At 22.8% G+C, this 13,082-nt stretch carries 9 protein-coding genes; 6 read left to right on the top strand and 3 right to left on the bottom strand.

The window, feature by feature from the left end; translation table 11 throughout:
• Nucleotides 1-63: 63 nt before the first annotated feature.
• Both Lyticum_RS01470 and sppA read left to right on the top strand, forming a co-directional pair.
• On the top strand, nucleotides 64-2,067 hold the full coding sequence (locus tag Lyticum_RS01470) for a ribonucleoside-diphosphate reductase subunit alpha (RefSeq protein ID WP_322498556.1): 2,004 nt from the start codon (nucleotides 64-66) through the stop codon (nucleotides 2,065-2,067).
• A 130-nt stretch (nucleotides 2,068-2,197) separates the two neighbouring features.
• Nucleotides 2,198-3,139: a signal peptide peptidase SppA gene (gene sppA, locus Lyticum_RS01465; RefSeq protein ID WP_322498555.1), complete on the top strand. Its 942-nt coding sequence runs from the start codon at nucleotides 2,198-2,200 to the stop codon at nucleotides 3,137-3,139.
• 132 nt (nucleotides 3,140-3,271) lie between these two features.
• On the opposite strand, the gene Lyticum_RS01460 is transcribed toward sppA, so the two are convergent.
• Entirely contained in the window at nucleotides 3,272-4,711 is a 1,440-nt protein-coding gene (locus Lyticum_RS01460) for an amino acid permease (protein ID WP_322498554.1), read from the bottom strand.
• 193 nt (nucleotides 4,712-4,904) lie between these two features.
• Complete coding sequence (gene pheT / locus Lyticum_RS01455; protein WP_322498553.1) at nucleotides 4,905-7,538, bottom strand: phenylalanine--tRNA ligase subunit beta; 2,634 nt, start codon at nucleotides 7,536-7,538, stop codon at nucleotides 4,905-4,907.
• A 423-nt stretch (nucleotides 7,539-7,961) separates the two neighbouring features.
• Between pheT and infC the strand changes: the two genes are divergently transcribed.
• The 4 genes from infC to Lyticum_RS01435 all read left to right on the top strand — a co-directional run bounded on the left by infC (nucleotide 7,962) and on the right by Lyticum_RS01435 (nucleotide 11,645).
• Complete coding sequence (gene infC, locus Lyticum_RS01450; RefSeq protein WP_322498645.1) at nucleotides 7,962-8,570, top strand: translation initiation factor IF-3; 609 nt, start codon at nucleotides 7,962-7,964, stop codon at nucleotides 8,568-8,570.
• Nucleotides 8,571-8,943: 373 nt separating this feature from the next.
• Nucleotides 8,944-9,957 (top strand): CorA family divalent cation transporter, encoded by a 1,014-nt coding sequence (locus tag Lyticum_RS01445; RefSeq protein WP_322498552.1) that lies wholly within the window; start codon nucleotides 8,944-8,946, stop codon nucleotides 9,955-9,957.
• A 194-nt stretch (nucleotides 9,958-10,151) separates the two neighbouring features.
• On the top strand, nucleotides 10,152-10,409 hold the full coding sequence (locus Lyticum_RS01440) for a hypothetical protein (protein WP_322498551.1): 258 nt from the start codon (nucleotides 10,152-10,154) through the stop codon (nucleotides 10,407-10,409).
• A gap of 36 nt (nucleotides 10,410-10,445) precedes the next feature.
• Nucleotides 10,446-11,645, top strand: coding sequence for an LptF/LptG family permease (locus tag Lyticum_RS01435; protein WP_322498550.1), 1,200 nt, complete (start codon nucleotides 10,446-10,448; stop codon nucleotides 11,643-11,645).
• Between the two features lie 77 nt (nucleotides 11,646-11,722).
• Here the strand turns inward: Lyticum_RS01435 and Lyticum_RS01430 are convergent, their stop codons facing one another.
• Complete coding sequence (locus tag Lyticum_RS01430) at nucleotides 11,723-13,075, bottom strand: SAM-dependent methyltransferase (protein ID WP_322498549.1); 1,353 nt, start codon at nucleotides 13,073-13,075, stop codon at nucleotides 11,723-11,725.
• Nucleotides 13,076-13,082 lie beyond the last annotated feature (7 nt).

Genomic DNA, 13,082 nt, shown 5'->3' with positions numbered 1-13,082 from the left:
TGAATGGATCCTTATATTTAAGTTATATTCCATTCCATCCAACAACAAATATTATTTAAGAATATGAATCAGAATTTTACTAAAAAATATAATAATCTATTAAAAGAAACAAAGTATTTAATTGAATTAGATAAAAATCGTGATTCTTTGATATCAGAATTTGCTAATAATATGTTGAAAGAGAGATATGTTATACCAGGAGAAGAAGTACAAGACATGTTCTCTAGAGTTGCAACGTATTATTCTAATGATATTTATCATGCTCAAAGATTATATGATTATATGAGCCAATTATGGTTTATGCCAGCTACTCCAATACTAAGTAATGGAGGAACTAAAAGAGGACTTCCTATATCATGTTTTTTGAATGAAGTTAGTGATAGTTTAAACGGAATAGTTTCAACATGGGATGAAAATGTTTGGTTAGCTTCTGGTGGAGGTGGAATTGGAACATATTGGGGAGAAGTACGATCTATTGGTGAAAGAGTTAATGGAAATGGACAGACATCTGGAATTATACCATTTATTTGTGTTCAGGATAGTATGACATTAGCAATATCACAAGGAAATTTAAGGCGTGGTAGTTCTGCTGCATATCTACCAGTATGGCATCCAGAAATCGAAGAATTTATTGAAATGCGAAGACCTACTGGTGGTGATATAAGCCGCAAAGCTCTTAATATGCATCATGGTATTGTTATAAATGATGAGTTTATGAATGCTGTTATTAATGATACAAGTTGGGAATTAAGAAGTCCAATGACTCTAAAACCTATCAGATCTTTAAGTAAAGCTAGAGATCTTTGGATAAGAATACTGACTGCAAGATTAGAAACAGGAGAACCATATATATTATTTATTGATAATGTTAATAAATCTCTACCAGAAACTTATAAGAAATTAGGCCTTAAAATTAAAACATCAAATCTTTGTAGTGAAATAACATTAGCAACAGGATTAGACCACTTAAATGAAGAAAGAACTGCTGTATGTTGTCTTTCTTCTGTAAATTTAGAATTTTTTGATATATGGGAAAAAAATAGTGATTTTATTATAGATATAATGTTTTTTCTAGATAATGTCATAGAAGATTTTATTCAGAATGCAAATCAGAAAGAATATCGTAAAGCAATATATTCATCATATCGTGGAAGAGATGTTGGATTAGGAGCAATGGGTTTTCATACTCTTTTACAATTAAAAGGAATCCCATTTGAATCACAAGATGCCAAAATATGGAATAAAAAAATATTCAAACACATTAGGGAGAAAGTAGATATAGCATCTAAAGAAATAGCAAAGCAAAGAGGTTCTTGTCCTGATGCTCAAGATGTAGGAATACAAGAAAGATTTGTTCATAAGATTGCAATAGCACCTAATGCATCTATATCTCATATAACGGGATCATCTGCATCTATAGAACTTTTACCTGCAAATATATATATAATAAAAGGATTAAGTGGATCAAATGTAGTAAGAAATAAGAATTTAATACCAGTTTTAGAAAAATATCAAAAAAATAATGATGATATCTGGACTTCTATTATAAATAATAATGGATCTGTTCAGCATTTGGATTTTTTATCTCCTGAAGAAAAAAAAATATTTAAAACAGCATTTGAAGTTGACCAGCAATGGGTGATAGATTTAGCTGCTGAAAGAACAGAATATATATGCCAATCACAATCTCTTAATATATTTTTAAAAGCAGATATTCATAAAAAAACACTTCATGATATTCATATTAATGCTTGGAAAAATGGTGTAAAAAGCCTTTATTATTTACGTTCACAATCAATACAGCAACCAGATCGATTAACTATCGATCAAAAAAATATAACATCATCAAGTAATTCAAATAATGTAATAAAAAATATTAAAAATAGTAATGATACTAATTCATTAGTAGATGATATAGAAGAAAGTGAATTATCATTAAAAATAAATAAAAATAGCATTATTATAACTAATAATATACCTAAAAATAATATGTTATGTAATATTTACAATAATAATTATCAACAAACCACATCTAATGATTATGATGAGTGTTTGTTATGCCAATGAAAATTATTTGTTTACTGTAATGATGTTTTTCTCTAAATTAAAATTTAAATACTAATAGGTAGATAATAAAATTTATCTTATTATTAGTAGATTTAATATAATTAAATTTAATATATAAATTAATATATCAATGTATCCAAATTTTGATTTTATTCTAGAAAGAAAAATATTAAATAAAAAACTAGTTTTCTGGAGAATTATAGCGATCATAGCTATTATTATGTCTATGAGCTTTTTTATTAATAAAAATAATCTTAATATTGAGGATAGTGTTACAAATATAGTCAATAATGGTGATTATATTGCAAATATAGAAATAACTGGAGAAATTATAGATAATATGTATAATATTTCTAAAATCTCACAATTATCTAGTGATAATAACCTAAAAGCTGTAATTGTTAATATAGATAGTCCTGGAGGAGCCCCAGTACAATCAGAGCAGATTTATTTAGCTTTAAGAGAGATTTCAGATAAGAAAAAACCAGTTATTGCTCTTATTGGTGGTTTAGGAGCTTCTGGAGCATATATGGTAGCAATTGGTGCTGATCATATATTTGCATATGATATGAGTCTAGTAGGATCTGTAGGTGTTATTATGAGTACATTTGAGGTCACAGAGTTAGCAGAAAAATTAGGTATAAAACCTATTATTATGAAGAGCTCACCTCTTAAAGCATCTCCTAATTTCTTTGAAAAAGATAATCAAGAAGCAAGGTCTGCTATTATGTCTCTTATTCAAAGTATTCAATCTCATTTTATTGAAATGGTTCGGACTAGAAGATTAACAAACTTAAATAATAAGGATATTAATGATATATGTAATGGTAGGATATATTCAGGATCTCAAGCATTAAAAATGAATTTAATAGATCAAATCGGAGGAAATAAAGAAGCAAGAAAATATTTAGAAATGAAATATCAAATAAAAGAAAATACTCCTTTGAGAAAAATAAATATTCTCAAAAAAGATAAAAATAGCTTCCCTTATGAATATCTTAATAATAAAATTAATGATTTACTAAAATTATTTTTAAATAATCTTGAAAAAACCTTAAAAATAACATTATAATCAAAATAATTTATATAATAAATTATATTTATCTTTGAAAATATTTTTTATTTCTTTCTTATACAAAAAATTTTATAAATAAATATTATTCTTTGCTTAAAATAATTACTTGTTAAATATTATATTATATATTTATTTTATTTCTTTTCTTTTATTTATAGATACAATATAAATAACTAATAAGAAAAAAATAACTAATGAGATTTGCCAATAAACATTTTTATCTGGCATTGTTAATAATAAATAAAGTAACATCATAATACATGATCCTGGAATTATAGGCATTCCAGGACATTTAAATTCACGTTTAATATTAGGATAAATTTTTCTTCCTAAAATAGTAGCAAGACAAACAGATATTGTTATTAATATAATACATATATTACTTAATTGTACTAAATAGCTTAATTCTAAAAAATTAGTTACTATAATTATTAGTGATGATACAATAATAGTCAAAATATGTGGTGTTTTATATTTTGCATGGCATTTACCGAGAAATTTTGGTAATAAACAATCTTCTACCATTGCAAATAATATTCTAACAATTACGTATGTTGTAATTAAAACAACTGAGCTTAAACCGATTACTGCTCCTAATTTTATAATTATTGCAAACCAAGGCATACCCATTTTTGTCACTGCTAATGCTATTGGCTGAGCAACATTGAGATCTTTATAATTTACTAATCCAGTTAATACTAATGCACATAACATATAAGTTATAGCTGAAATAATCAAAGAACCTATAATTCCTATAGGAAGATCTCTTTGTGGATTTTTTGTTTCTTGTGCAGCACATGCGACAGCATCATATCCATTAAATGCTGTTAAGACTAAAGCTGCTCCACTTAATATCCCTGATATTCCAAATATTCCCCATTCTCCAGTATTTTCTGGAATAAATGGTCTCCAGTTACTACAATCAACATTAAAAATACCAATTGCGATAAACATAGATAATACAGTCATTTTTACAGTAACAACTATTGCATTAATTATAGCTGATAATTCTATTCCAAAATAAAGAACTATTGCTGTAGTTAAAACTAATCCAGTAGCTGGAACATTCAAGATTCCTATTAATTCATTTCCATTCTCAAGTTTTATAATACTTCCAAATGGATTAGAAAATCTATAATCTAAACTGAAACCAAATGATTCAAGAGTTGAAACAAGATAACCTGACCATCCACTTGCAACTAATGCAACAACCATTATATATCCTACAACGGCAAGAGATCCTATAAGCCATGCAGCAATTTCACCAAATATCACATAATTATAAGTATATGCTCCACCAGATAAAGGAATCATTGTTGAAAGCTCACCATAACATAAACCTGATGCCATACAACATAATCCTGCAATAAGAAAAGATAAAATAACAGCTGGACCTGCTACTGTACTAGCCGCATTACCAGTAACAACAAATATTCCTGCACCAATAATTGCACCTATTCCCATCATAATTAAATCAACAGGACCCAATACTCTTTTAAATTCTGATTGATTTGTATTAGGATTTAAATTTATATCTTTTTTTTTGAAAAATTTTTTGAAAGAACTCATTTTATAAATATATAAAGGAATTATATTTTTATATACATAATATACAAAATAATGAATATAAACTTAAATTACTATAACAAATTCATATATAAATATAAATAATAAAGTGATTTATTTTTATAGAAAATTCTAGATTTGATAATCTTTGGTATTAATAACAAAAATAATAACAAAAAGTATATAAATTTGAGAATTATTCTTTTAAAATTGCTTCAAATTTTTTATTAAAAACCATAATAATATTTCTTATAGATTTTTCTATTTCTTCATTAGTTAATGTTCTATCTTGTGCTTGTAAATAAATTCTTATTCCAATAGAGTAATTATTATTATTTTCTTTATAAAAATCAAAGATTTTTTGATCGATAATATTTTTATCTTTTATATTATTTATAGCATCAATAATTTCAATAGATTTTATTTGATTAAAAAAAATAAAAGAGAGATCTCTAACTACAATTTGATAATTATTTATTTTTATATAATTATTATTATTTAATTTTTGAAATAAGTAATAATTTGCACAAATAAATGCAATATCAAGTAAAATTTCTGCAACAATAATATTACAAGTTAAATTATATTCTTTATATAATTTTGGATGAATTTCTCCAATATATCCAACTAAAACATAATTTTTATCTAAAAATATTACTTTTTTATTAAAAAAATCAAAATTCTCAGGAATTCTTATATATATTGCTGCAGATTTCCCTGGATGATAATAAGATGGACATTTATCTAAAATCTTATAAATCGAATTATTTAAGTAAGAATTATCCAAATAACATTTATTATTATTAATAGGAATTCCAATACTTTCTAACAACAACATCACATCATCTTTTAAATCAAAATAATCCCAATTACGTTTAGGACCGTGTATATTTTCCTCTGCCTGACCTGTTCTAATAAAAGATAGTGATTTTTGTTGTGAAATTATTTTATTCAAATTTTGATTTAAATTACTACTTTTTATAGTAAAATATATATCACCTATCTCAAATAAAGATATATCTTTATTTCCTCTACTAAAATTTTTTTCTGCATTCTTAATCAATCCAGGTAATATAGTTCTTCTGAGATAAGTGAGATTATTATTAACAGGATTTGCAATTTCAATATGTTCATAATCTTTTAAATTTTCGTCTTTATAATTATTAATTTCTTTTATACTATACATAGTATAATTAATTGTTTCATTATATTGATAATTTTGTAAAAATGTACGAATATTATCAATATTTTGATCTAAATTTTTATATTTATTAATAATTAATTTATTATGTGATAAATCTGGGATAGGTTTTATGTTCTCAACACCATAAACTCTCATTATCTCTTCAGATATATCTGATACAGAATTTTCTATATTATTTATTCTCCAACTAGGAATTGAATAAGTTACATCTGAGATTTTATCTTTAATAATTTCATTTTGATTTTTTATTTCTTTTATAAATCCTAAATTTCTTAAAATAATATCTATTTTTTCATTTGAAATATCATACACACCAATTATTTTTCTTATGTCTTCATAATTAAATGATATAAATTTTTTATTATTCAAAAAATTATTTCGAAATAGATTATCTTCGAATAATACCCATTTTTCTATAAAAGACTCATTACTTATACTAAAAATTTTGTTTATTAAAGAATTAATACCATTATTAATATTATATTTATCAATTCCTGCGGAAAATCGCATTCTAGATTCTGAATATATATCTAATAATCTGCCGCTATTTATTATCTCTACTTCTGAAAAAATACCAAATTCAATTAATATATTCTTTGATTTTTCATCTATTTTACTCAATTCTCCACCAATAATACCTGCTATAGATAGAACTTTTTCATCATCAGCAATAATAATTAATCCTGATGGAAGAATATATTCTTTACCTCCCAGTGCTATAAATTTCTCACCTTCTCTTGATTTTCTAACATGTGGATTACCAATAATTTTATCTAAATCATATATATGATTAGGATATCCTAAATCATACATCACATAATTAGAAAGATTAATTAACCAATTTTTATTTAATTCTCCTAAAAGAAACAAATATTGCTCTATTTTTTTATATAAATTCGAATTAACGTTATAATTCGTGATATTTTTAATTGTGATAAAATTAATTATTTCACATCCTATTTCTTCTGAAGATATATTTTTTAATTTTTTATCTATATTTGAAATAATTTCATTATTTTCAGCAATATTACTAATATACAATTGATTAGAATCATTAGTTCTACATGATGATATATCTCTTGCAATACCATAAACGCTTGAGCAGTCACTACGTCTATTTGGTGTTAAATTAATTTCCAAGATAAAATCATCAAATCTAGCATATTCAGCGAAAGATTGACCTATTATACAATCTTCTGGTAATATAATAATACCATTATTGTTGAATCTAGGATGATTTTCTAGGCTTAATTCAGAACTAGAACAAAGCATACCATCACTGATTTCTCCTCTTATTTGAGTCTGTTTTATCGCTGTATTGCTTTCAGGGATAATACTCCCAATACTGGCAAGTATAACTTTTGCACCTATAAAAATATTATTTGCACCACAAACAACTTTTAATTGTTTTTCATTTCCAGTATTTAATATACAAATATTTAATTTATCTGCATTAGGATGCTTAATTATATCAAGTATTTCTACTATAAAAAATCCATTGTATATTTTTAATAGATCTTTAGTTTTTTCTACTTCTAATCCAATACTATTAAGCTCATTTATTACAGATTCTTTATCAATCTTGTATGTTAGATGTTCTTCAAGCCATTTTATAGTAGTTCTCATATATTAAATGTGTTAATCCAGATTTATATTACAAGTTGTGTAATAATTTTATTCTACGCAATTATATAATAGATAAAAAATTAGTAAAATTACTATTTATAATTAACATCTATTTGTACATTTACACTATTTAATAATACTAATAAATAATAATTATATAAATTATATTGTATAAATATTTGTATAAATATAGATATAGATAGAAAAAAATAGATATAGATAGAAAAGATAATTTAATGTATTAGTATGTTATTAGTAAATTCTATAGTAATAGAATTATTTAAATATATAAACCTAGATAAACTTAGATAAAATAAATATATATATTAATTTTATTAATTTTTTTTACTTATAAAGAGATTTCTTAACATAATTTTTAATATAAATTTTCATATGCAATAAAAATAAATATTGAATATTTAGATAAAATATTATAAAATTAAACGATGTAAATATAGTAATTTAAATTTTATTTATTTTAATATCACTAACATTAATAATAAAGTTTCCTCTATAAGAATAAATAATGGTATTCTTGCAAGAGAAGTTCGTGTAATAGATAAAAATGGGGAAATGCTAGGTGTTTTAAGAACAAGCGAGGCAATTGCTATGGCTGAATCAGAAGGCTTAGATCTATTGGAAATAGTAAGTAATGTTAATCCTCCTGTTTGTAAAATTGTTGATTATGGAAAATTTAGATATGAACAACAAAAAAATGCCCATAAAACCAAAGCTAAACAAAATTTAGTTCGTACTAAAGAAGTAAAAATTAGACCTAATATTGCTATTGGTGATATGGAAATAAAAATCAAAAATGCAAAGAGATTTATTGAGGATGGTGATAAAGTGAAAATTATTTTATCTTTCAGAGGTAGAGAGATAACTCATAATCAAATTGGATATGATGTAATGAATAAATTTAAAGAGGATATGTTATCTGTATCTAAAATAGAGTCTGATATTAAGATGGAAGGAAAGCATATATTTATGGTTTTAGCTCCTATTTCTAAGCGATCTTCTATTAAAAATTAAAAATATTAAATTTGTTAGGAATTATAAAAGTTATAAAGTTATTTTATATTTTATAATATTTTTCTCATAAATTATTATATTCCATTAATATAGTAAATTATTTTAATACTATCACCAATACTGCTATTATTTAGTTCTATACTATTGTTTTTATATGTATAGTATCAAATTTGTATTTTATAATATTTTATGCTTAAATGTGTTATTATTTATAAATATTCCATAATATTATATATATAAAAATATAAAATGATATTCAATATAATTAACAAAGAACTAAACTTGCTAAAAAATAAATAATATATTTTTAACTAAAATAGGGGTATTTTAGTGTTAATTATTTTATAAATATTTAATAAATTAGTAAAAATAAATGAGTATTACTGGTGCTTTTAGCAAGGATAAAAAATTAGAATGGAGAATAATAACTCCGATTTCTGATTTATCCAAAGAAGCTGTTTTTTATGATGTATTTGATCCAACTCCAGATGAGGTGAGATGTTTTACAGAAAAAACTGGAATTACTGTTCCAAGTCAACAGGATCTAGGTATGAGCGAAGTGATTAGACCTTTTTATAAAGAAAATGGTGTTTGTTATATGACTATAACTGTTATTCATCAAACAGAAAGCAGTGATTATTGGGAAAGTTCTCCTTTAGCTTTTATATTATCTGATAGATTTCTGATAATGTTATCTCACGTAAGGCTTACAATACTGCAAATATTCTTTGAGAGATCAAGGAATAATTTTGAAATTTATCTAGATCCTGATTTACTCTTAACAAGTATTATTGATGTATTAATCAATAATATAGCAGTTATTTTACAAGATGTTGGTAATGATTTAGATGATTTATTAAAAAGATTATTTGTTGATGAGAAAAATGCAAGACCTCTTTCTAGAATTACATCAAATAAATATTATGATGATATAATAGAAGAAATAGGATTAATAGGTAATGTTATTTCTAAGACTAGAGAAAGTTTAGTTAGTATAAATAGACTTATTTTATATTATGATCAAATTGAAGAGAACAAAGATATAACTCAAATAAGAGCTAGAAGAGAACAACGTTTACGATTACGTCATTTATCTAGAGAGATTAGTTCATTATCTGAATATGCTGGATTTTTATCACAACGGAATAGTTTTTTAATAGATGCTACTTTAGGTATGTTATCAGTTGAACAAAATACTATTATAAAAATGTTTACAGTGGCATCAGCAGTTCTTATGCCTCCAACTTTAATAGCAAGTATTTATGGTATGAATTTTAATATTATGCCTGAATTAACATGGAAATTTGGTTACCCATTAGCAATAATAATGATTATAATTTCAGCATTAGTTCCATATTTTTATTTTAAGAAAAAAAATTGGTTATAAAATTAAGTAATTTTATATTAAATTTAATTAACTTATTTTATAATCACTAATCATGAATTATTAGTAATAGAATTATAATCTATTATATTTTTGATCTGAAGTATTAGAATTTAAGTATTAATATTAATATTAATTATAAAAAATTATTTAATAATTTAATAAATAGTATGATTTTTAAATATAACAGTAAAATAATGAATTTACTTACAGTATGTTTTATGATGTATATGATATACGATAAATGCTCAAAAATAAATTTTTTTTCATCTATTGATAATTTAAATTTAGAGAATAGTAAACAAATGCTTAGTATTTTAGAAGAACATCAAAAAAAAGAAGGATCTCTTAGTATTCATGAATCATTAACTACTTATTTTGTAAAAAAAAGACTTGTATCGAATATAAAAGATAAAGAAGAATCAATTGAAAGTATAAAATCAGTGCAAAAATAAAGATTTTTATAATAACGCGTAGAATATTTCAACAAAATGCGTTATCTCTCACAACGTTTTAATGTTTATATAAGTAGTATTTTCATAAAATATATTTTAACAATAATTTTTTCATTCTTCTTTTTAATATTTATCGGCGATTTTATTGAAAATCTACGTAATATTTCTAATACAGGATCTATAGATATAATCACAGCTGTAAAAATGTCATTATACAAAAATTACAGTGTAATGTATAAATTATGGCCTTTAATTATATCATTTTCAACAACAATGACGTATATAAAAATTATAAGGAATGGTACTTTCATTGCTATAAAATCTTTTGGTGGAAATATTAAACAATTTTTATATCCTATAATTTTTATATGGATTGTTATATATATATTACACATTTTTATCTTATTACCAATAAGTGCAAAAATGATAAAAATGGGAATAAAAGATAAAATTGAAGTAATGAAGAAAATATTAAAAATAGATCCAAATAATCAACGTGTTATTAAATTTTTAGATAAAAATAATAAAAATTATGATTATTGGTTTAAAATCGAAGATAATAAAATAATAGAGAAATTTAATAGAAATTTCTACTTAAATTTTATAAAAGAAAAAGATTTTATAGATAAAATTATAGGAAATATATATAAATGTCATAAAAATGACAATTTTCAACAAAATCAATTAAATCAACAAAAAGATTTACAGAAATATTATATATTTAATGTAAATTATTTATGTGAATCATCATTATATATAATTCTAAAATCTAGAAAAATATATAAAATATATTCAAACGAATCTATATTAAAAAATAATAAATTACATTTATTTAATACAATTTTTTTAAATTTTCAGGATTTGTCTTCAATAAAAGATTATAAACATCAACATATAAAAGATATTACAATACCAATAAAATTACAAGAAAATGATATTTTATTACTAAATACTGATCCAAAGTTAATTAATTTATGGGAAATACCTGATTTTATATATAGAATAAAAAATAGTGGATTTTTAGTAAATTTAGTAAAATACTATTTTTTTTATTGGAAAAATATATTATTATTATTTATTAATATAATAATTATTTTAATTTCATATTTTATTGCTTTTTTTAATTTTTCTCGTAATTATTCTACATCTATTAATAAAAGAATTTTTTATACGTTTTTAGTTGGGTATTTCGGATATTCCGTACTAGATTATGGAATTTTGTTTTTATTGTTATAAATTAATTGATTATTGATTAATTAAATATTTTTAGATATTCTATAATAAAATAACATAATAATTTATTAATAATTATTTTAATTTGAATTATCTGAATTATCCCAACTTAAACATAAAAACTTAAAAAGATTACCCATTTTATTAATATCTATAAGCCTATTTTTTTGTCTTTTTAAAATAGAAATTCTATCATTATATATATTTTGTTGTGTAGAATCTACACTTAAATTTTTATTAATTTTATTAAATTTAATAAATTTATCATCAAATAATAATAATTTATTTTTTATTTGTTTAAAAAATTCATTTATTCCATATTTTAATAAAAATTCTTTCTGTGTTAAAAATAAATAATTTTTAGTATCATTATTAGTTATTTCGCTAATATCTTTAGATAAATGATCTTTATTATTTTTTATATTATATTTTTGCATTGATCCATAAAAAAATACTTGTTTTAAGCTAAAAAAATCAACTAAAGAACTAATATCTGCATTACCTAAGTAATTAAAAGGGTTTTTTAATTTTTTATGAAAATGAATAGCTTGAATTGTGCTAGCAAATAATGGATCCCAATATCCATAATCTATGCATAAAAGACTAAAAAATGGTAAAATATTATAACAAAATGATAAATTATCTATTATATAATCAGAAACAGGAGAAATTTCAACTATACCATTTTCTGGGATATTTTTATAATAATTGAAGTTTTCATTATTGTTAAATTTACTAAGAACTAAATTAAAAGATTTAGTTTTTAAGTCTGGTTTGAGCATAACCTCATGAATTTTATCAGAAGATTTATAAAATTGTTTTATAGGTAAAGCATCAAAAAATTCATTAGCAAAACCTATTGTTGGTAGTTTTATTTTTTTTAAATTATTAACAACTTCGTCGATATTACAACAATGTATAAAATTTGTTGTTGATATATTATCATATTGAGAATTATAAGATGAATTCTTATTTTTTATACAATATTCTACAATATTACGTTGTTTTTTAGCTAAAATATTACTAAATTCAAGAAATATAATATGAGATATAGAATTATGAAAACCAGGAATTTCGTATGTGTGATCCCAAATTTGTTGAAATAGCTGTCCTTCTCCAGGTCCCATTTCCAACCAGATGAACTTTTGTAATCCTTTTTGTTGTAAATAGAACCATTTTTCAACTAACCATCGAGATAATGGCAAGGAAAACAATGGTCCAAGATGTGATGCTGTAATATAATCTTCAACTATTCCTAAATCTTTTACATCAGATCTATCATCAATATAGTCTATATCTTCTTTTGCTATTTCTCTTTGACCTAATTCCGAGTAATAAATTTTTGCGGATATAGACATAGCATGATCTATAGGTATCAAACCATTATTATATTGAGCATAATTTGCTAATTTAGTAAATATATCTTCCTTCAAATTAAAT

It is taken from the genome of Lyticum sinuosum, assembly GCF_034471385.1.
In the GTDB taxonomy this organism is placed as follows: Bacteria; Pseudomonadota; Alphaproteobacteria; order Rickettsiales; family Midichloriaceae; genus Lyticum; species Lyticum sinuosum.
Note: the sequence above shows the minus strand (reverse complement) of the source record. Positions and strands in the feature narration are given on the sequence as shown.